Origin of the sequence: Citrobacter sp. HN-141, from assembly GCF_033341895.1 — a bacterium.
In the GTDB taxonomy this organism is placed as follows: Bacteria; Pseudomonadota; Gammaproteobacteria; order Enterobacterales; family Enterobacteriaceae; genus Citrobacter.
This window is the reverse complement of the sequence record NZ_JAWPBF010000002.1, coordinates 45,341-65,322: the sequence shown is the minus strand read 5'-3', so window position 1 is coordinate 65,322 and position 19,982 is coordinate 45,341. Positions and strand designations below refer to the sequence as shown.

Genomic DNA, 19,982 nt, shown 5'->3' with positions numbered 1-19,982 from the left:
CCCGACAGTGCGGGCGTTGAAAACTTTTTAGATTAGCGACCAGAGATCGGCGGAACAAATACCACGCCCATATCCCACGGCTGCTCAATCCAGGTATCCTGCGGAATATCAACCACATAGTCATTCACCAGCGGACGACCAGCCGGCTTAGCGAAGATCGTGACGAAATGCGCTTTAGGATACATTTCACGGATAGCAACGGCGGTACCACCGGTGTCTACCAGGTCATCGATCACGATGAAACCTTCACCGTCACCTTCCGCACGCTTCAGCACTTTCAGTTCGCGCTGGTTGTCGTGATCGTAGCTGGAGATGCATACGGTATCGACATGGCGAATACCCAATTCACGCGCCAGCAATGCGCCCGGCACCAGACCACCACGGCTAACGGCAATAATGCCTTTCCATTGTTCAGAAGGCATCAGGCGGCTTGCCAGTTTACGTGCATGGATCTGCAACATGTCCCAGGTGACGACGTATTTTTCGCTCATGTGAAGTGTCCCAGCCTGTTTATCTACGGCTAATTAATAAATTGAGGGTGAACCAGGTTGCGCGAGATTATAGAGACCTGACGCACTAAAAACCAGTGTTTCGCGGAATCCGCGCCTCTTTTTGCATGCTTTATACTAGCCGTCAGCGAAGAAAGTGGTATTCTCAATCGCATCGCGCAAGCCTGACTTGTGGTGTTTTTAATTCCGCTAACCCCGTGGCCTGCAAGTCAATTTTGTAGGACATCGCCAAGGAGACTCAACGTGTCTGAACTGTCTCAGTTATCCCCGCAACCGCTGTGGGATATTTTTGCCAAAATCTGTTCTATTCCTCATCCGTCCTACCATGAAGAGCAACTCGCTGAACACATTCTGAGCTGGGCCCAGGAGAAAGGTTTCCACGTCGAGCGCGATCAGGTTGGTAATATCCTGATTCGTAAACCCGCTACCGCAGGAATGGAAAATCGCAAGCCGGTCGTTTTGCAGGCGCACCTGGATATGGTCCCGCAAAAAAATAACGACACCGTGCACGATTTCACCAAAGATCCGATCCAGCCTTATATTGATGGCGAATGGGTAAAAGCCCGTGGTACCACGCTGGGTGCAGATAACGGTATCGGTATGGCGTCTGCGCTGGCGGTACTGGCTGATGACAATGTGGTACACGGTCCGCTGGAAGTGCTGCTGACCATGACCGAAGAAGCGGGCATGGACGGCGCATTTGGTCTGCAGGCGAACTGGCTGCAGGCTGATATCCTGATCAACACCGACTCTGAAGAAGAAGGTGAGATCTACATGGGTTGCGCAGGGGGTATCGACTTCACCTCTAACCTGCCGCTGTCCCGTGAAGCCATTCCTGCTGGCTTCCAGAGCTTTAAGCTGACCTTAAAAGGCCTGAAAGGCGGTCACTCCGGCGGCGAAATCCACGTGGGTCTTGGTAACGCGAACAAGCTGCTGGTACGCTTCCTGGCAGGCCATGCCCAAGAGCTGGATCTGCGTCTGGTTAATTTCAACGGCGGTACGCTGCGTAACGCGATTCCGCGCGAAGCCTTCGCTACCCTTGCTGTTGCCGCAGATAAAGTCGATGCGTTAAAAGCGCTGGTCAGCACGTATCAGGAAATCCTGAAAAACGAGCTGGCAGCCAAAGAGAAAAATCTGGCGCTGCTGCTGGATGCCGTCAGCAACGACAAAGCCGCACTGACCGTTCAGTCCCGCGATACCTTTGTTCGTCTGCTGAACGCAACGCCAAACGGCGTGATCCGCAATTCCGACGTGGCAAAAGGCGTGGTGGAAACCTCGCTGAACGTTGGCGTTGTCACCATGACGGACGACAACGTGCAGATTCACTGCCTGGTTCGTTCGCTGATCGACAGCGGTAAAGACTACGTGGTAAGCATGCTGGATTCGCTGGGCAAACTGGCTGGCGCGAAAACGGAAGCCAAAGGTGCGTATCCTGGCTGGCAGCCGGATGCAAACTCACCGGTTATGCACCTGGTGCGTGAAACCTATCAGCGTCTGTTCAACAAGACACCGAACATCCAGATTATCCACGCTGGTCTGGAATGCGGTCTGTTCAAGAAACCGTATCCGGATATGGACATGGTTTCCATTGGGCCGACCATCACCGGTCCGCACTCTCCGGATGAGCAGGTTCATATTGAAAGCGTCGGTCATTACTGGACGCTTCTGACCGAGCTGCTGAAGTCTATTCCAGCGAAGTAAGATTCTGCGCTAAATGCCGGATGGCGCTACGCTTATCCGGCCTACATGCTAATTTGTAGGCCAGAGAAAGTTTTTATGCCGCCATCCGGCAATACATCAGAGTCAAATTCCCAGCAGTAGTTGTCTTTCCATCTGCGGGTCCAGCAGCGTGACGTGTAATCCCACCAGCCTGACACCTCGCCCTCCCCGACGTTCGTTCCAGGTATTGCGCGCCGTCGCGATCAGATCCTCTTTATTTAAGCGCGGCCAGACGTGTTCCTGCGTGGTCTGCTGAAAATCATTAAACTTGAGTTTTATCCCCTGACGAGCGATGAAGAGATCGGGCTTAACCTTTGCCAGCCGCCGCTCCAGTTCCGGGTAGAGTCGCTCAATAATCGCCTCACACTCCGACCATTCATGAATATCTTCCGCCAGCGTGCGCTCCACGCCGACTGACTTTCGCAGCCTGTCGTTATTCACATCGCGTTCATCAATACCCTGACTGCGTTCCCACAGCACACGACCAAACTTACCAAACCGCTTAAGCAACAGGGCCAGATCGTATTTTTGAACATCCTCGCAGGTACGTAACCCCATTGATTCCAGCTTCGCAGCGGAGACTTTGCCGACGCCGGGAATTTTGCCTAACGGTAATGTTCTGAGAAATTCGGGAACATCCGCGGGAGTAATCACATATTGCCCATTGGGTTTGTTGAGATCGGAGGCTATTTTTGCCAGAAATTTTACCGGCGCAATTCCGGCCGAGGCGGTTAACTGTAACTCGTTAAAAATTGTCTGGCGGATTTCCTGAGCGATTAGCGTAGCTGAGCCGTGGCAGTGGGTGCTGTCGGTCACATCCAGATAGGCTTCATCCAGCGAAAGGGGTTCGATGAGCGAGGTGTAGCGAGAGAAGATGGCCTGAATCTGGCGAGAGGCCTCTTTATAAGCGTCGTAACGGCCGGGTAATAAGGTGAGATGCGGGCACAGTTTTAGCGCCATTCCCGTAGGCATTGCGCTACGCACACCAAACTTTCGTGCCGGGTAATTGGCGGTGCTGATGACTCCCCGGCGTTCGCGACTGCCGCCAATAGCAATGGGAATATCACGCAGGGCGGGGTTGTCGCGCATTTCCACCGCCGCGAAAAAGCAGTCCATATCGACATGTATGATTTTACGCATCGTTCGCCTCCCACAACACTGTTTAAGTATACAGTATTTTTATGATGTGAGAAGTATGATTATGCCTTACGCCGGACCATTCATAACGAAGCGTGCATCGCACAGGTAACGCACGACATCCGTTTTCGTATGCTCCGCGGGATTGCCCGCCGTGCTGACAAACAGTTTATTCACTTTGCGAATATTTGCCCGCAGCAGTTTTTCGATCGTCATCAGACGAAAGGCATCATTTTCAACGCAGAAAAGCTCGTAATCACCCAGACGTTCACCGCAAATCTCACAGTGATTCATCCAGTAGCGTAGCCCGGTGGTTTTACTTTTATCGAGGTAGTAATTGCTGGCTTTGATGTTCTTTTTTATCTCTTCAGGCAGAGAATTAATGTGGAACAAAAAGCTGTTACGCCTGACCGACTGCCAGCCCTGACCATCCTGATTTTTCTTAATAAAGCGGGTAAACATCACGCCATGAATACGGGTAATTTGGTGACAGCTCCAGCAGTGCATCTTCGAGGTAATCACCAGATAGTACGGCGCGACAATATTGAAACTGTCGATATTGTAAACATAGTCACGCAGCGCCCCGTTTAACTCATGAGGCTCGGTGTACCAGATACCTGAAACCTGGTCGAAATGTGCGCCCTGACAGGCCACATCGGTGACGTTATCAATATGAATATCCAATGGAATAATATGGGTTACATCTATCATATTGCCTTCCTGAGGGATAGTTTGCCCCCACGTTGCGTGGGGGACGGAGAACGTAGTTAATGAGTGACAGGAGCAGATTGTTGACGTAAAGAAGTCACCTGCTTTTGCTTGTCCAGTTTATCAACCAGCGGTTGCACAACCTTCTCTCCCTGCTGGCCGAAATATTGATACAGCGTATCGGAAGCGCTTTGCGTCAACACCATAATCTCAATGCGACGGTTACCGGCGCTTTCCGGGTTTTTCGCATCTAACAGCATTTGGTCCGCCATTGCGCTGACCTGCATGACTTTATCCTGCGGCATTCCAGCATCTTCCAGCACGCGTCGTGCTGACAAGGCGCGGTCACCGGAGAGGTTCCAGTTGTTGTAAATGTTGCTCTTATAGCTCATCGCATCCGTATGTCCGGTGATGATTATCTTGTTATCCAGCGAGTCAAACACGGGGGCCAGCTCAACCAGCAGCGATTTAAAGAAAGGCATAATTTTGGCGCTACCGCGTTCAAACATATTCCGGTTCTGGTCATCTTTAATCAGTACGCGCAGCCCCTGAGGAACAATTTCCATTTCAAGGTTGGTTTCCATATGCGCATTGCGGGCGATGACGTTAATGTCGGTCGCCAGCTCACCCAATTCGCGGGCTGATTTTTGCTTCAGTAACGCCGTTTTTTCGTTTACGTCCAACGCCTTTTTCGCGTTATCTTCCGTAATCTTCGCCGTTTCCTGCGGGTTGGTGGTTTTATCGAGCTTATTGCGCGTGACGTTTTTCTTCTGCGCACCCGGCGCTATCGGCTGCTTGCCCAGTTTGTTTAACGGTGCCATGCCGCCACCGTTAAAGATTGACTGACCATGCAGCGCCGCCACAATATTTTCACGGTCGGCTTTACTGACGCTGTTCACAATCCACAGCGTCATAAACAGTGCCATCATCGCCAGCGTAAAGTCAGCAAATGCCACCTTCCACGCTCCTCCGTGATGACCTGCATGACTCTTCTTTATTTGTCGGCGGATAATAGTGGTTTTCGCGCCGCGATCGCGACGATTTGGCCCCTTCCTCATGCTTATTCTTGCTCCAGCATCGCATTGACCCACGCGTCCAGGTTGGCGAATGTAGGTTTGGATGCCAGATGAAGAAGTTTACGCCCTGCATCGACCGCCAACAGCGTCGGCTTACCGCCTGCTTGCGCCACCAGCACGGTACGTACGCATTCAAGCAAAGAGTGCTCCGCCCGTGCCTGCTGTTCCATGGCGTTTGCCAGTGGGTCCATCAGGCAATAACAGATGAAGACCCCTAAGAATGTCCCCACCAGCGCCGCCGCCACTTTCAGGCCGATAAGCGCAATGGAACCGTCGATTGACTGCATGGTGATGATGATACCCAGCACCGCCGCGCAAATACCGAAACCAGGCATGGCCTCGGCGGTACGTTGCAGGGAGCGCGAAGGCGTTAACAGCGATTCTTCCGCGGTATCCAGTTCCTGATCGAGGATACCTTCCAGCTCGTGGGCATCAATTTTGCCCATCGCCATCAGACGGAAGTTGTCGGCGATAAAGGTCACCAGGCGTTTTTGGGTCAGCACCAGCGGGTATTTCTGGAAAATGGTACTCTCTTCCGGCTGTTCGATATGCTGATCCAGCATACGCAGACCGCCGTTTTGCACCATTTCCAGCAGCTCATACAGACACATCAGCAGCTGACGCTGAAACTCCGGGCCCATTTTCTTTTTACTGATTACGCCTTTAATCTGGCGAACGATCTCTTTCAGCACATGCATCGGGTTACCGATAATCATCGCGCCCAGACCGGCCCCCATAATAATAATAATCTCGGCTGGCTGCCAGATAGCAATAAGCTGTCCACCCGCTTCAAAATAACCACCAAATACGCAGCCTAAAACCACCAATAAACCAAAAATCTTTTGCATTACGTCCTCCGCATGTTGATTCGGAATTGTTAATCTGGATATAAACAATCACGAATCTTGTGCGTGATTTTTTTATTCATTTGACAAATACGGGCTTCAGTCAGCCCTAATACCAGCGCAATCTCTTTTAAATTCATATCGTGCTGATAATACATTGAGAGCACCAGTCCCTCTTTTTCGCTGAGTTGGCTCAGGGCATAACCCAACATTTCCTGCGTGACGAATTGTTCCTCAAGCCCCCGCCCTTCGAGCGGTGCAATCGGCATATCGCCATTTAGTAATTCATCCAGACTGGCCAGCGATTCGGCGCCTTCCAGCTGTTGGTATTCCTGATAATCTTCAGACGACAATCCCAGCCGGGATAGCTCCTCACATGAGGGTTCATGCCCGAGCCGGGTACGCGCATCACGAATCAAATCTTTAATCTGATGGTATTTTTGTCGTAGCTGACGAGGCCGCCAGTCGAGGCTGCGCAGCTCATCGAGTATGGCGCCACGGATACGGTGGACGGCATAACCGGCAAAGCCCTCATCCGGTTGACCATAGCGGCGAATCGCGTTCAGCAATCCCATCAGCGCCGTTTGTTCCATATCCTGCCTGTCCATAACGCAGGTACATTGCGGCGCAAGTTGACGCACTACTTTGCGCACCAAAGGAAGATAAGCCTGTAAATAATGGCTCTCTTGCTTTGGCGTTAGCACGGGCGTCGCATTAAAGTCTTCTGACTCGTAAGCATCCTGGATCATGTTATTTCCTGGCGTGTCGCTTATTGAAACACGACTTTTTTCACCAAAATGTCCTTATAAGGTGTCGCCATTTTGCGTTTCGCTAATTCAGTTTTCAGGTTTTCAAAAACTTTCTTTCTGATATCGGAGATCTTCAGCGCCCGAATATCTTCATATTTCATATTCGAGAGCTCATCTACGGTAATACTTTGATAAAGCGGTTCGTCCTTCTTAATTTTTTCAGCGTCTTTCTCTGAATCAACGACCATTACCAGTTCCGCGACCATATAGCGATCGCTACCTTCATTATCATGAAGCGTAACCACCGTTTCCGGCAGGGAGACAAAAATACTGCTGGACTCATCCTGGCTATCTTCCGCTTCATGCGCAGGCTTATCTGCTGCAGTTGCGGTTCCTTTAGTCATAGAATGATAAATGCCCCATCCTGCGCCCCCTGCAATACCCAGCGCCACGACGGAGCTAATCAGACACGCGATAACAATTTTCTTCATCTTGCTTTTACACTTTGATCAGAACGGATTCGTTCTGTTGAAATTGAGGTTCATCGTTAAGCGTTAGCGCCGACGCCACCTCGTCCTGTTGATTACCTGACTGCTGTTGCTGCTGTTGCGATTGCCCTTCGGAAGAGACCTGAACATTCACTTCCATGAAGTTTTGTGCCGTGAGGTGCTGGCGTAAGTTTTCGCTAAATTGCTGCAACGAGCGGCAGACATCACTCTGATTTGCACCGATATGAACCATCAGCTTTCCGGCATCCAGCTGCACGGCAATTTCCAGTTTGCCAAGCGAAGGAGGATCAAGACGAATAGTCGACACCTGCTGTTGCTGGCCCAACTGGAATTAAATTCTGTCTTTGAGCAGTGCGGTAAGCTTCTCTCCAAGTTCCTCTGTTGACAGAGTGGTCGGCGCCGAAACTTGCGTCGACACAACGTTATGGTCGCTCAGGGCGTTCATCGGCTGATTTCCCTGCGCCGCCGTAGTGAGCAAACTTTGTGTCGCAAGCGTTGGGTTAACCGTCACGCTATCCGCTTTTCTCACTGCCACCGGGCGAGGGACGCTATGATCCGCAGACTTCACACGGGCGGAAATTTGCTGTGAAGTCGAGAGAGATGCTGGTTCAGGCGCAATAACACGCAGATCCTGGGCAGAGAATGTCGCCAGTTTGGCCTGCTGATCCGCAGTTGCCTGAGGCAAATCCTCGCCGATCGACGCCAGCAACGTTTGCAGCTTAGGCGGCAGTGACGATAAATCCGTTGCATGCTGCTCAGCCGACGGCGAGGACGTTTTTCCTTGTTGAGCCATCGCGTCCGCCAGTTGACGCAAAAGCGATGACCCGGAACGGGAGGTTTGCACCTGCGCCAGCATTTTCAGCATCTCACCATCCGGCTGTTTCTGCCCCACCTCAGGCGTTGTCGCCTGAGCCGGCTGTGCCAGCAGCATCGCCAGCAGTGCCTGCATGGCCGCAGGATCTGCGTCATTGCGTTGATGCTCAGCCACTGAAGCCTGCTGTTGGTTTACTTTTGCACCGATCAGCCGTTCAGCTACAACGTTAAGCCCAGCCTGCGGCAAAGAAAACGTACTGCCGCCCGTGGAAGTCGTTGGGGCCGAAATAGCCGCCTTTTCCGGTGTGGCCTCTGCCAACGCACTGGCCGAGGCCAGTAATACAGGATTCATGCCTTCTCCGAAATTAAATTAACCATTGAATACGCCAACATTCCTTCCTGGTTTTGCTGATGCTGATCCATGCGCGCTTTGAGTTCTTCCGCACGCTGCGTTCGCCGGGCAATTAGCGCCTCAAACGCCGCATGCATTTTGCTTTTCACTTCCCTCAGCTCCCCGGCATCAGTTTCCCAGGCGGCATAGTCATGAAAAACGCGCATCACCTGCTGATGCAGGCCGGGTAATCGTCGCCAACGCTTGTTATCCAGCGCGTCGTTCATCTCTTTTACCAGGGCATAAAGCTGCTGTTGCTGATGCTCTCTTTGCATAGCCTTATCCCAATTTTGCCGACAGGCCTTCCCAGCCTGTGCGCAGATTGGTCAGGATGAGGATCACTTCATCAATTTTTTCTAACGACAATTCGCCGCTGGCTTCATACAGTCGGTAGACGCAGTGGTCATAAAGCCGGGACAGATTCACCACCAGCTCGCCGCCCGTTTCAAACTCCAGCGAGCTGGTTAAGGCGTTGAGAATATCGATGCATTTGTTGATGCTTTGCGCCTTACGCTCGTAGCGTTTGTTCTCAATGTGGCTTTTGGCACGTTCCAGCTCATCCATCAGTCCCGAAAACAGCACCAGCACCAGCTCTAACGGCGATGCTGCTGCGGTACGCGCTGCAAGATCCATCTCTTTATATTGTGAATAACCATCCTGCGTGTCGTACATGTTGATTCTCAATCCTTCTCTTAAATCAGCCGGTTACATAAACGCGGCCATACTCACTTTCATGGTGTACGTTTGAACCAGCGTATTGGTGTACTCTTCTACGTAGCGTTCGTAGTTGGTGTTATAGGTTTCAGTCAGCTGATCGCTTTCGTCCTGAATTTTGCTCTGCTGGTCATCAATGTTTTCCTGGCGCATGGCGATGATGCCGTTGCTGGAATCCAGATAGCTTTCCATCAGGTCGTCCATCTGCGCGACCATGCTGTCGTCGCCGACAAAAATGGAGGTCAAACCGTCCGGGTTTTCTTCCATTTCGTTACTGAACTGGGTGGAGTCAATTTGTAAGTGGCCGTCGGAATCCAGCGTGATGCCATAGTCGACAATCGAAACACCACCGTAGGAGGCGTGAGCGATATCATCCATCTGATTTGCCAACGAATTCATCCCGGCATCACCAGCAAAAACTCCGGCAGCCGTGTCGTCATCGCCATAGCTGGTCAACGAATCAATGGTGTCAATTAACGTGTTATAGGCATCCACAAAGGTCTGCACTTTAGCCTGCGATCCGCTGGAGTCTTCCGCGACGGTAAAGGTGGTCACATCGTTGGGATCGGTAGGGTCGCTGGCCTCAGAAAAAGTCATCGTCACGCCGGGAATAACATCATCAAAAGTATTAGTGCTGCTGATAATGACGGGGCCATTCGCGTTACCCAAATGGATTTCGGCGTCCTGTGCATCCGTTAGCGGTTGCTCACTGGTGGATTCCGCCGTAGCAAGATCGGGGTTACCCGAAACGCTCACCGAAAAACCGCTTTGCTCACCGGTGGTATCAGAGGTCAGCATGATGGTGGTGGTGCCGTCGGTCTTGACCAATGCCGCTGACACGCCGGGGTTGTCGTCCAAGTCATTGATCGCGTCAACCAGTTCGCTGGCATCAACGCAGTTATCGCCATCCTCATCGACTGTGGACAGATCGATATCCATGGTTGTGCCATCATTCATGGTGAGCTCAAATGTACCAGTCGCGGCGTAGGTATCGTCACCCATGCTGAAGGTTGTCTGCTGCGCCTGCGCCAGTTTTGTGACATAGAATGAATAGGTCCCCGCCTGCGCCTGCGAGTTCGCTGACACCGTATTCGCGTCATTATTCGAGGTGGCAGAAAACGTCAGCGGACCGTCGGTGTCGCTGTTAAGTGCGTCTATTGCTGACTGAAAGTCGGTGAGCGCCGAACTTAACGAGCCCAGGCCGTTACTCTCTGCATCCAGCTCAGCCTGTTCGTTCTGCAAATTCGCCGCCTGGGTGGCAATATCGGCGTAGGCAAACTCTTGTGCTAATTTTTGGATCGGACTCGTAAAGCTCATAATCGATGACTCCGTGCAACGTTATTTATGTAATAGCAAAACGCATGCCAATAATTTTTATTATTTATATTCAGTAGGTTAACTTATTAGCGGAAATGAATTTTCCCTTCTTCAGGAAGGTTTCCAGGCAAAGGCCCGGTCGCTGAAAGCACAACACCGCCGGGTGGCGGTGTTGTGCATGACATCACGTCAGGAATTACTGCAGCAGGCTGGAAACCATGCTGGACATGCTGTTGGATTGCTTCAGCATGGTGATACCCGTTTGCATCAGTACCTGTTGCTGGGTCATGTTGGACGCTTCCGTCGCGTAGTCGGTATCCATAATGTTACCGATCGCCACTTCAGTGTTGTCCTGCATGCTGGTCAGGTTAGCCGCGGTGTCGTTCAGACGGTTGATGGATGCCCCCAGTTTGGACTGGATCTGAGACACGTCATCCATTGCAGTTGAAATCTTAGTGATCATATTGTTTGCAGAACCGGAGGCTGTTAGTTCGGTACCGCCCGTCATACCTGCTTTACCTGTAGGATCATTTTGATCATAACGGAAAGATGTGCTGATATCTGATAAATGACCAACAAGCGTATCTAGCTGATCAGAAATATTCACCGTCATGGTATCGGAGGATTCAGCCCCGACCTGGAAGGTAACAGAATGCTGGAACAAACCGTCTGTTTTGGTATTGCTGGTGCTGGAAACACCGAACAGGTTAGTGCCACCGTAGGTGGTATTCTGCAGCATATCGGACATCTGCTGACCCAGTTCGTCATACTCATCCTGCATGGATTGCAGGTCTTCGTCGCTGTACGTTCCGTTCGCTGCCTGTGTTGCCAGATCTTTCATGCGACCCAGTACGTCGGTCATTTCGTCGAACATGCTGTCCGCAGTCTGCAGCATCGCCGTTGCGTCCTGGATATTGCTCAGCGCAACGCCCATACCGCTGGACTGCGCAGTCAGGCGATTAGCTATCTGTTTGCCCGCAGCATCATCCGCAGAAGAGTTAATACGGTTACCTGTCGCCAGACGTTCCATGGAAGTAGACAGGGATGCGCTGCTTTTGTTGATAGCATTTACAGCTGCCATTGAGGCGGTATTAGTATTAATCGATAACATGGTACTGCTCCTTGGGAATAATCGTTTTCGTTTCGATACCCAGTAAAAACGACCATCCGTTTGGAAAACTTAAAGCGCTGCAAAAAAAATTTTCACGCTCCTCACCACCTCATTAACCAGAGAGATAATCCTCTACTCTATTTTAGCTTTCCGTGCTTATCACCACCAATATCCATCACATAAGTAAGATCTCAATTCATATTTAATTAAAAGATTATTAGAAATATCTAATAACGGGTTGTTCTCTTACACATCAACAGGGCTAACTTCATGATACAAATGAGTTTATACTTAATCAAAATCTCATTGTTCACCCATTTCTTGACCTTATTTTACATTTAGTTGCAAATGGCCTATATTTTTATATTGTGAGTCTCAGGCTCTTTCGCTACATTTCAAACTCTCTTTCAGACAGCATAAAAAACACTCAATAGTGATTCGGCTGCCGTTTCACAGCCAAAAGACATTCCAATGTCTCCAGAATTTTAATGCACTGATTTTTAACGGTGTGGCACCAGGGATATAAAAATCTTGCGCGGGTATATAAAACCATGAGTATTGTAGTCAACAACTGGCGGATGGATTCCTCGCTTAATGCGTTAATCCATTGTGAAACAGGCGAGATACGTCGTCTGGGCGAATACCATTTTATTCTGTTAGAAACATTAGCTAAAAATGCCGATGTTGTTTTATCTCGTTCATTTTTAATGACCGCAGTATGGAAGAATCGCATCGTTGGTGGAAATAGTCTGCCGACAGCTGTTCATGCCCTGCGCGTTGCTATCGATGATGATGGTAAACAACAGGAAATTATTAAAACCATACCTAAAAAAGGGTATTTGTTTAATAAAAACTATCTGACTGAACTCATTGAACCTAATGAAAATAAAGCTGATGACAGCGCCGACGATGTCACCGAAGAGAATGCTAAGGTTGCTGAAATCCTTGTGTCTGAAGCGCTACTACCATCAACAGAAAAAAAACAAATATATTTAAACAACAGTCAATTGCATGAAAAAAACAAGAAAAAACCGATCATCAGTCGTCATCCTTACCGGGCAGTTCTGATAACCTTACCCGTTATTGTTACCGCGCTGTTATTGTTTATCTTAATCTCTTATTTTAAAACACCGTCGGCCACTAAAACGCCAGAAGCCCCGCAACTGGTTAAAGAGACGCTGGCAAACGCCGACCGTATTACGGCTTATCAACTTTATGATCCAGGTGAGAATAAGAAATCGTTATCACTGGTTTCACAACATATTGTTCCTGGTGTAGAGCTGATCAATCAACTATTGGTTACGCATAACGCTTCGATGACGCTATATTACCGGGTCTCTCTCAACAAACTTGCCCTTGATATTGTGCTAAGCAATCAATGCAATGACAACTGGCAGTTAGCGCTGAGCTTTGATAACTGGCTAAATAAAGATAACGAAATGAATGGTATTTTAATTAAAGAAGTGGAGAAAATGTTAAATGAAATGCCAAAATGCAAATAATCACTTTTTCCCTTGCCTGTCTGTTTTAACGTTATTTTGTACCTTCATAGCCCAAGCCCACATTGAAAGTACGGTTATTGTTAATTACGATCTTAATTCTGGGAAAAACGTACATTATGAACTCATTACGAGCCCATTGATAAAAAACACGACTGTTACTCTCGTCCCATTGGAGCAAAGTAACAAAACGCCATCCACGTTTAAGATTGCCGCCTGTATTAACCATTATGCTGGCACGTCTAAACAGGGGGAGTTTCATTTTCGTACAACCAAAACCGATCAAAACGACTCTCGGCTGGCAAATTTCGGGTCATTTGTGACAGAACACAACCTGCATACGTGGTGGATTCATTTAGACGCGCAGCAAAATTTGCTTTTTACACAGGATATTGGAGGTCTGTTAATTACAGACCCCTCTGCTTTTACTTTCTCAACAAAAGCATGCCATCAGGGTTAGCTTAATAAACTACGGACCGTCTGGCTGGAAAGCCGGGCCTGTCCGTTTACCGCCTGTGCTAATACCTGGTAATTGTGATTAGCATGATCCAATACCCCACCCAGTGATTCCGAGGCTTTCACCGCACTTTCTGCCTGCGGAAAACGCGCCATACCGTCAATCAGCTGCCGGGCTTTCTCCTGCTGCGCGGCCATTTGCGCACGCTGATCGCCAATGATATCCAGCGCCTGCTGCAAGCCATCCTGAGAGCGAGAACTGCCCTGCACGATATGTTGCAGAAGGTCTTCTGAACGGGACGGATCGGCAAACGTTTTGAGTGGAGTAAACGCCGAAGTCTTCGCATCAACATCGCGTACGCTCAGGGTTTGCTGGATCTGCTGCCACTGCTTTTCCGTGGTGGAAAAGCTCAACGCACCCTGCTGATCGTGTACCTGCACGCCAACACGACGCAGCGCGTTGCTCATCATCATTTTATACTGGCTGAGATCCAGATCCTCACCGACCACCACCGCAGAGTGCTGCGTTTGTCGCCCGTCAGAGACGCTAAACATACGTGAACTTATAGCGTTTTTTTGCAACATTTGCGCCAGTTCAGGTGAGTGAAAAGTCACTCGCGCCTCACCCTGTAAAACCGGACGCAGTTGCCTGTCGACTGCATCTCCGGACAATGTTGGTCGTTTTTCCAGCCACTGTGAAAGCTCAGCCCCTTTTTGCTGCTGCGCCTGTCCACCGCGGCGTGATGCGTGACGATAGTCCAGCAAATGCTGCTCCAGTTGACCCAGGTAGTGATCGGCCTGCTGCAGCGTGGTGAGCTGATCGTTAAGCTGCACGCTGTAGCGCTGGGGCCGGGTGGTAATAAGGGGTGAGGCCGGGTAATCACTCGCCGTGGCGGGTAACTTTTGACGGACAGGGGCATTCTGCGCAACGGTATGCTGTTGCACAGAAGGATTAAGCGCTCCGCTACCGGAGAGTGATGTTGTATTTAAACCGACCTGCATACTATTCCTGAGCTACTGCTAACTGTTAAATCACACTGAAAAGGTTCAACTCACTCACTTTGGAGTAGGTTTTTAAGGTGGCTTCCATCGCCATTTCCAGACCGGTAAAGGTAATGGAGGCCGGGCCATAATCCAGATCGCTCAACTGACTGATAAGCTGATCGTTGGAGGTGGTGATATCCGTCTGAGCGCCGCTCAGCATGGTCATCGTATTCTGCGTTTCACCAATGGTGGCGATTGAGGCGTTGAGCGCGTCAGAGGCTACATCCACCGTATCGATGGCATTTTGAATATCGCTTTGCACCTGCGGATCGGCAGGATCAACCGACGGATCCTGCAGCTCTTTCGACAATGACGTTAAGTTGTTCAGCACATCCAGGCTGTCACCGAAGAAATCGCTGACCGCGACATTGGTATCAACCTCAACGCCATTAGACACCGTGGTCTGGCGATGATCGTCGTTACCCTGGTAGGTATAGCTGTCGGTCACCCCGTCGCCGTCTTCATCTACCGCGACAATTGGTGCTTGATCGTTCACCGTCCCGCCAAATACATAGTGACCGTCTTCATCCTGATAATTCAGCGCTGAGACCATCGCTTCGGTCATCGACTGAATATCCTGCCCCAGGCTGGATAACGACTCGGCGGTATTGGTGCCGTTGGCGGCCTCCAGCAGATCGTCGCGAATCGCTAACAAATCGTTATTGACGCCATCCAGAATAGACTCCTGCTGGCTCATCCCCGCCGAGGCGGAATCAATATTGGTTTGATATTGATCGAGTGCCGATTGCTGGCGGTTAAGCTGAGTGATGCGTGTCGCAGCAATAGGATCGTCTGACGGCAGCAGAATACTTTTCCCCGTTGCCATCTGCGTGACGACGTGGGAAAGATCGCTGGAAAGGTCGTTAAAACTCTGCGTCATGGACACATAAGACTGTTGTGTAGTGACTCGCATATTCATTCTTCTCCCGGTTAACTACACATTTCCAGCACAGAGTCGAAAATGTCTGCGCCCGTTGAGATAACTTTGAGGTTGGCCTCGTAAATTTGCTGGTAGGTAATGAGGTTCACCGCTTCTTCATCCATGCTGACGCCGCTGACGCTACTCTGCTGATTCTGTGCTTCGGAGTACACGTTCGCCGCCGCTTCCGCTTCCGTCTGGTTTTGCTGGCTGTAAATACCGATATTACTGATGATCGACGAACAGGCTTCACCCACGGTTACGCTACCAAGACCCTCTATATCCAACGGTTCGGTAGAGATGTTGATCAGCGCCTGCAGGTTATCGCTGTTACCGCTTTCGTCCGGCGAGCTGGAAAACGCCAGTTCATCGGCGGTGATATCAGGATTCACCTCCAGCGGGCCATCCGAGGAGTTTTCATCATAGATAAACAGCGGTTCACCAGGATTCCCGTTCAGGTCGTAACCCTGCGCCAGTTGGGTGTTCACCGCATCGGCAAACTGCTCCGCCATGCTGTTAATCGTTCCCATCAGCGGCGTCAGAATTTCATTCTGATAATCAAACAACGCGCCCAGTGAGCCGCCGGTATCGGTGTTCATGGATGACGTGGTTCCGGCGAACGTCAGCGACATGCTCTGCGTGCCGTCGGCATTGGTATCCAGTTCGATGGTGGAACTCTCCTGCCCGCTGACCAACGGCTGACCGTTTTGCAGCGTGACGTTATAGTTGCCCTCATCATCAATATTGACCTGAACGTCCATGATGCCGCTCAGTTCTTCCACCATCTGGTCACGGGCGTCGTACAGCGCAGAGGCGTTATCGCCGTTGGCTTCAGCTTCGGCAATTTGCTGGTTATAGCTGGCAATGCCGCTGGTCAGGGTGTTCACCTGCGCCACCATCGCCTGCTCCTGGCTGACTATCTCACTGCTTTGCGAGTCGATGTAATCGAGGGTGTTATCCACGCGCAACGCCAGCGCGCCGGACTCGCTGATCACCTGCTCACGCAGAGCAGAATCATCCGGGCTGGTGGTGGCTTCGTTGAGGGCAGCAAAAAAGTTGTCAAAGCCACCGCTCAGGCTACTGTTATCGTCGCTGAGCACGGTTTCCAGTTGAGTTAAATACTCCTGCTGAGTGTTGTAATAGCCGTAATCGCTGGCGGCATACCAAACCTGGTTCACCTGATACTGGTTGGATACCCGGCGAATACTGTCCACCTGCACACCGTTACCCGCACTGTTCGCCGAACCTGAGCTGGCGCCAATGGTGCTGGTGATGGCCACCTGGCGGGTGTAACCGTCGGTCATGGCGTTAGCCGTGTTTTGTGCGGTTACGTTAAGCTCCACCTGCGCCGTCGATGCGCCGCTGTAGCCAATGTTAATCATGTCCATCAAAGAGTCCTCGCCGGTCAGTCTCCGGTCTGTCGTTAACAACCTTGCCGATTAAAAGCGGCGAAAAAACCACAGTTCTTAAGCCGCTGCGCAACCTTTATCCTTTGTGATGCGGGGAGAGCTGTTTGACGATCATCGCCGCAATCCCAATGCCGTGCTGCTGGGCCAGGCTGTTGCATAGCTGATCGTCGTAAAACCCCTGCATCATGCGCACCGAGTCGCTGTTAAACGGGTTATCTTTGGAGTCGAAGATCTCATTGGTTTTACGCATTTCTTTCAGCATGTTGCGTAAGAAAATGGCTTCAAACTGCTGAGCGGCTTTCTGCAAATCGTTGTCTTTGATTTTCGGGCCCATTAACGCATCACTACCGTCAATGCCCCCGCTATGATTTACTTTGATGTCGGCCATTAAATCACCTCCAGATCGGCATCCAGCGCCCCGGCTTCATGCAAAGCTTGTAAAATGGACATAATGTCGTCCGGCGTGGCCCCCAGGCTATTGAGCGCATTAACCAACGTTTTCAGGCTGCTGGATTCAGGCAAGGTAATCGTGCCAGGTCGAGCATGATTCACCGAAATATTGCTCTGCGGCGTTACCGCCGTACGACCGCCGGCAAAAGCATTCGGCTGGCTGACATTGCTACTTTCATTGATGGAAACCGTCAGGCTACCATGCGATACCGCCGCCGCATGCAGGGCGATGCCATCGCCCATCACCACCGTGCCGGTACGCGAGTTAAACACCACGCGGGCGCGTACTTTTTCGGCCTGAACCTGGACATCATCTAGCTGGGACATAAAGGCGACGCGCGCCCCGGGGCTGGTTGGCGCACGGACGCTGACGTTGGTTGAGCTTTGTGCCGTCGCAATACCGCCAAATGAAGCGTTAATCGCCGCCGCAATGTTATTGGCATCTTTAAATGAGGGGCGTTTCAGATTAAGCGTAATGGTGTCGCCCATCTGGAAGTCGCTGGGAATTTCACGTTCGACCGACGCGCCGTTCGGTATCAGCCCGGCGGTCGGCGTATTCACGGTCACGCTGGAGCCGCTTGCCCCGGTCGCGTTCATCCCGCCGACCACCACGCTCCCTTGTGCGAGGGCATAAACCTCCCCATCCGCGCCGTGTAGCTGGGTGAGCAATAACGTGCCACCGCGCAGGCTTTTGGCATCACCAATCGACGAGACCGTGACATCAATGGTCTGCCCACGCGAATACATTGGCGGCAGCATCGCGCTGACCGCCACCGCCGCGACGTTTTTCACCTTCGGATCGATTTTACTCGGCAGCTGTACGCCAAACTGGCGCAGCATGTTGGTAATGGTTTGGTTGGTGAATTTGACCTGGTTTTTATCCCCGGTTCCGTCCAGACCCACTACCAGGCTGTAGCCGACGAGTTGGTTTTCCCTGATGCCCTGGACGTTAACCAGCGATTCCAGAGATTGCGCCTGCGTGGTGCCGGGCAGCACCAGGCTCAGGGCGATAACGATGCCGTTTAACGCCTTCATCCAGCGCCCGCTTAAGTGTTGCATATCAAAATCCTGCATTAGATCGGGAAGAGAGGATGGTTAAACAGACGCGTCAGCCAGCCCGCCGCATTGGCATCGCTCAAGGCGCCGCGGCCCGCATAAGAGATACGCGCATCGGCAATACGCTGCGATGAAACGGAGTTGTCGTTTTGAATGTCATCGGCACGCACCAGACCGCTCAGACGGATGCACTCATCCCCCTGATTGAGTGTGAGCCATTTTTCGCCGCGAATTTCCAGAATGCCGTTCGACTGCACCGAGTGTACCGACACCGTAATTTCGCCGCGCAAACTGTTTTGCTGCTGCGAGGTCGCCGTCCCGTTGAAATCGCGATTGGCGTCGACGGAAGCGGAAAGGTTATCTTTCGTATGCCCAAATACAGTCGGTGCGCCGATATCGACGGTATTGTTCTTACCGAAATTGGTTTTCGCCTGTTTGCTCGACTGGGTGGACTCTTCCAGCATCACGGTCAGGATGTCGCCCACCCGATAAGCGCGGCGATCCGCCGTCAGCGACCACTTATAGCCCGTTTCAAATACCCCCCCGCACGACCATCCGCCGTTGGCGGCGCCTCAGTTTTGGGAGGAGCAAAGAATTCGTCATTTTTTTTGACCAGGAGGGCCTGCGATTCGCACCCGCTTAACAGGGGCAGCAGGACCATCAGCCAGAGATAATTTTTCACGTTCTGCCTATTTCTGCCGGATGGCGCTGTACCATCCGGCATTTCACATTCTAAAGTTACAGCGTCTGACTAATAAACTGCAGCATGTCATCTGCCGCAGAGACCATTTTGGCGTTCATCTCATAGGCACGTTGCACCGTGATCATCGCCACCATTTCGTTGACGATATCCACGTTCGACCCCTCCAGGGCTTTGTCCTGTAACGTCCCCAGGCCATCCTCCCCCGGAATGCCTTCCGTTGGTTGACCACTGGCTGCCGTTTCCAGATACAGGTTGTCGCCTTCGGCTGAAAGCCCTGCCGGATTGGCGAAGTTCACCAGCGTCAGTTGCCCCAGTTCGGTCGGGTCGCTGTCGCCGGGCAGGATCGCCGTCACGGTACCGTCATCGCCAAATGCCACGTTAGTTGCGCCGGACGGTACGTCAATTTCCGGTTGCAGAGGTAAGCCTTCGGAATTGGTTAGCACGCCGTCGGCGTTAATCTGCATGTTGCCGTCACGGGTATAAGCAATATCCCCGTTGGCCTTTTGCACCTGCCAGAACCCCTGCCCCATGATGGCGACGTTCATCGTGTCATCGGTGGTTTCCACATTCCCTTCGGTGAAGGTTTTTTGCGTTCCAACGATGCGCACACCGCTACCGAACTGCATTCCGGTCGGCATGATGTTGTTTTGATCGAGCATGGCGCCCGGCGCTTCCTGAGTCTGATAAAACAGATCCTGGAACATCACGCGGTCACGCTTAAAGCCCGTGGTGTTAACGTTGGCGATGTTGTTGGCAATCGCACTCATCTCAGCATCCTGCGCCGACAGGCCGGTTTTACTGATCCATAACGCTGCGTTCATAACACTTTATCCCTGATTAAAGGCCAC

Annotated in this window: 19 protein-coding genes and 2 pseudogenes; 2 read left to right on the top strand and 19 right to left on the bottom strand. The window is 51.3% G+C overall.

The window, feature by feature from the left end:
- Window positions 1–32 precede the first annotated feature (32 nt).
- Window positions 33–491, bottom strand: coding sequence for a xanthine phosphoribosyltransferase (gene gpt, locus RYZ59_RS03225; protein WP_003031380.1), 459 nt, complete (start codon window positions 489–491; stop codon window positions 33–35).
- A gap of 261 nt (window positions 492–752) precedes the next feature.
- Between gpt and pepD the strand changes: the two genes are divergently transcribed.
- Complete coding sequence (pepD, locus tag RYZ59_RS03220; RefSeq protein WP_318045053.1) at window positions 753–2,210, top strand: cytosol nonspecific dipeptidase; 1,458 nt, start codon at window positions 753–755, stop codon at window positions 2,208–2,210.
- A gap of 102 nt (window positions 2,211–2,312) precedes the next feature.
- On the opposite strand, the gene dinB is transcribed toward pepD, so the two are convergent.
- From dinB to lafA, 11 genes and pseudogenes are all read right to left on the bottom strand, one after another.
- Window positions 2,313–3,368, bottom strand: coding sequence for a DNA polymerase IV (gene dinB, locus RYZ59_RS03215; protein WP_318045055.1), 1,056 nt, complete (start codon window positions 3,366–3,368; stop codon window positions 2,313–2,315).
- A 66-nt stretch (window positions 3,369–3,434) separates the two neighbouring features.
- The gene (locus RYZ59_RS03210) at window positions 3,435–4,076 is read right to left on the bottom strand and encodes a DNA primase (RefSeq protein WP_318045057.1); all 642 of its coding nucleotides are present in this window, start codon (window positions 4,074–4,076) and stop codon (window positions 3,435–3,437) included.
- Window positions 4,077–4,132: 56 nt separating this feature from the next.
- Window positions 4,133–5,131, bottom strand: a complete 999-nt coding sequence (lafU, locus tag RYZ59_RS03205) for a putative lateral flagellar export/assembly protein LafU (protein ID WP_079939431.1) — start codon at window positions 5,129–5,131, stop codon at window positions 4,133–4,135.
- Window positions 5,132–5,133: 2 nt separating this feature from the next.
- Entirely contained in the window at window positions 5,134–5,997 is an 864-nt protein-coding gene (gene motA / locus RYZ59_RS03200) for a flagellar motor stator protein MotA (protein WP_079939432.1), read from the bottom strand.
- Window positions 5,998–6,026: 29 nt separating this feature from the next.
- On the bottom strand, window positions 6,027–6,743 hold the full coding sequence (locus tag RYZ59_RS03195) for a FliA/WhiG family RNA polymerase sigma factor (RefSeq protein WP_318045062.1): 717 nt from the start codon (window positions 6,741–6,743) through the stop codon (window positions 6,027–6,029).
- A gap of 20 nt (window positions 6,744–6,763) precedes the next feature.
- On the bottom strand, window positions 6,764–7,234 hold the full coding sequence (gene fliL / locus RYZ59_RS03190; RefSeq protein ID WP_318045065.1) for a flagellar basal body-associated FliL family protein: 471 nt from the start codon (window positions 7,232–7,234) through the stop codon (window positions 6,764–6,766).
- A gap of 7 nt (window positions 7,235–7,241) precedes the next feature.
- Window positions 7,242–8,417 (bottom strand): annotated as a pseudogene (locus tag RYZ59_RS03185) (flagellar hook-length control protein FliK).
- The gene (locus RYZ59_RS03180; RefSeq protein WP_318045066.1) at window positions 8,414–8,731 is read right to left on the bottom strand and encodes a flagellar protein FliT; all 318 of its coding nucleotides are present in this window, start codon (window positions 8,729–8,731) and stop codon (window positions 8,414–8,416) included. The pseudogene RYZ59_RS03185 and the gene RYZ59_RS03180 overlap by 4 nt, the downstream one beginning before the upstream one ends.
- Before the next feature lie 4 nt (window positions 8,732–8,735).
- The gene (gene fliS / locus RYZ59_RS03175) at window positions 8,736–9,128 is read right to left on the bottom strand and encodes a flagellar export chaperone FliS (protein WP_003843794.1); all 393 of its coding nucleotides are present in this window, start codon (window positions 9,126–9,128) and stop codon (window positions 8,736–8,738) included.
- Between the two features lie 33 nt (window positions 9,129–9,161).
- The gene (fliD, locus tag RYZ59_RS03170) at window positions 9,162–10,487 is read right to left on the bottom strand and encodes a flagellar filament capping protein FliD (protein WP_318045068.1); all 1,326 of its coding nucleotides are present in this window, start codon (window positions 10,485–10,487) and stop codon (window positions 9,162–9,164) included.
- Window positions 10,488–10,683: 196 nt separating this feature from the next.
- A complete protein-coding gene (gene lafA / locus RYZ59_RS03165; protein WP_318045070.1) occupies window positions 10,684–11,598 on the bottom strand; it encodes a lateral flagellin LafA in 915 nt (304 codons plus the stop codon).
- Between the two features lie 551 nt (window positions 11,599–12,149).
- Here lafA and RYZ59_RS03160 point away from each other — a divergent pair.
- Window positions 12,150–13,100 carry a transcriptional regulator gene (locus tag RYZ59_RS03160; RefSeq protein ID WP_318045071.1) on the top strand — a complete coding sequence of 317 codons (951 nt, stop codon included), beginning with the start codon at window positions 12,150–12,152 and terminating at the stop codon, window positions 13,098–13,100.
- Between the two features lie 453 nt (window positions 13,101–13,553).
- Here RYZ59_RS03160 and RYZ59_RS03155 read toward each other — a convergent pair whose 3' ends face one another.
- The 7 genes and pseudogenes from RYZ59_RS03155 to flgG form a co-directional block, all read right to left on the bottom strand.
- Window positions 13,554–14,555, bottom strand: coding sequence for a flagellar hook-associated protein (locus RYZ59_RS03155; protein ID WP_318045073.1), 1,002 nt, complete (start codon window positions 14,553–14,555; stop codon window positions 13,554–13,556).
- A 25-nt stretch (window positions 14,556–14,580) separates the two neighbouring features.
- Complete coding sequence (flgL, locus tag RYZ59_RS03150; protein ID WP_318045223.1) at window positions 14,581–15,510, bottom strand: flagellar hook-associated protein FlgL; 930 nt, start codon at window positions 15,508–15,510, stop codon at window positions 14,581–14,583.
- A 17-nt stretch (window positions 15,511–15,527) separates the two neighbouring features.
- Window positions 15,528–16,904, bottom strand: coding sequence for a flagellar hook-associated protein FlgK (gene flgK / locus RYZ59_RS03145; RefSeq protein ID WP_318045074.1), 1,377 nt, complete (start codon window positions 16,902–16,904; stop codon window positions 15,528–15,530).
- Window positions 16,905–17,001: 97 nt separating this feature from the next.
- Window positions 17,002–17,304 (bottom strand): rod-binding protein, encoded by a 303-nt coding sequence (locus RYZ59_RS03140; protein WP_029139422.1) that lies wholly within the window; start codon window positions 17,302–17,304, stop codon window positions 17,002–17,004.
- An 8-nt stretch (window positions 17,305–17,312) separates the two neighbouring features.
- Window positions 17,313–18,434: a flagellar basal body P-ring protein FlgI gene (locus tag RYZ59_RS03135; protein WP_318045076.1), complete on the bottom strand. Its 1,122-nt coding sequence runs from the start codon at window positions 18,432–18,434 to the stop codon at window positions 17,313–17,315.
- 14 nt (window positions 18,435–18,448) lie between these two features.
- Window positions 18,449–19,113 (bottom strand): annotated as a pseudogene (flgH, locus tag RYZ59_RS03130) (flagellar basal body L-ring protein FlgH).
- Window positions 19,114–19,169: 56 nt separating this feature from the next.
- Window positions 19,170–19,955 (bottom strand): flagellar basal-body rod protein FlgG, encoded by a 786-nt coding sequence (gene flgG, locus RYZ59_RS03125; RefSeq protein ID WP_318045078.1) that lies wholly within the window; start codon window positions 19,953–19,955, stop codon window positions 19,170–19,172.
- Window positions 19,956–19,982 lie beyond the last annotated feature (27 nt).

Bases quoted from the DNA above. Each gene is read 5' to 3' on its own strand.
- flgL (WP_318045223.1), bottom strand. From the start codon at position 15,510: ATGCGAGTCACTACACAACAGTCTTATGTGTCCATGACGCAGAGTTTT.
- dinB (WP_318045055.1), bottom strand. From the start codon at position 3,368: ATGCGTAAAATCATACATGTCGATATGGACTGCTTTTTCGCGGCGGTG.
- flgG (WP_318045078.1), bottom strand. From the start codon at position 19,955: ATGAACGCAGCGTTATGGATCAGTAAAACCGGCCTGTCGGCGCAGGAT.
- lafA (WP_318045070.1), bottom strand. From the start codon at position 11,598: ATGTTATCGATTAATACTAATACCGCCTCAATGGCAGCTGTAAATGCT.
- motA (WP_079939432.1), bottom strand. From the start codon at position 5,997: ATGCAAAAGATTTTTGGTTTATTGGTGGTTTTAGGCTGCGTATTTGGT.
- RYZ59_RS03135 (WP_318045076.1), bottom strand. From the start codon at position 18,434: ATGCAACACTTAAGCGGGCGCTGGATGAAGGCGTTAAACGGCATCGTT.
- RYZ59_RS03155 (WP_318045073.1), bottom strand. From the start codon at position 14,555: ATGCAGGTCGGTTTAAATACAACATCACTCTCCGGTAGCGGAGCGCTT.
- RYZ59_RS03195 (WP_318045062.1), bottom strand. From the start codon at position 6,743: ATGATCCAGGATGCTTACGAGTCAGAAGACTTTAATGCGACGCCCGTG.
- fliL (WP_318045065.1), bottom strand. From the start codon at position 7,234: ATGAAGAAAATTGTTATCGCGTGTCTGATTAGCTCCGTCGTGGCGCTG.
- RYZ59_RS03180 (WP_318045066.1), bottom strand. From the start codon at position 8,731: ATGCAAAGAGAGCATCAGCAACAGCAGCTTTATGCCCTGGTAAAAGAG.
- lafU (WP_079939431.1), bottom strand. From the start codon at position 5,131: ATGAGGAAGGGGCCAAATCGTCGCGATCGCGGCGCGAAAACCACTATT.
- flgK (WP_318045074.1), bottom strand. From the start codon at position 16,904: ATGGACATGATTAACATTGGCTACAGCGGCGCATCGACGGCGCAGGTG.
- RYZ59_RS03210 (WP_318045057.1), bottom strand. From the start codon at position 4,076: ATGATAGATGTAACCCATATTATTCCATTGGATATTCATATTGATAAC.
- RYZ59_RS03160 (WP_318045071.1), top strand. From the start codon at position 12,150: ATGAGTATTGTAGTCAACAACTGGCGGATGGATTCCTCGCTTAATGCG.
- fliS (WP_003843794.1), bottom strand. From the start codon at position 9,128: ATGTACGACACGCAGGATGGTTATTCACAATATAAAGAGATGGATCTT.
- fliD (WP_318045068.1), bottom strand. From the start codon at position 10,487: ATGAGCTTTACGAGTCCGATCCAAAAATTAGCACAAGAGTTTGCCTAC.
- gpt (WP_003031380.1), bottom strand. From the start codon at position 491: ATGAGCGAAAAATACGTCGTCACCTGGGACATGTTGCAGATCCATGCA.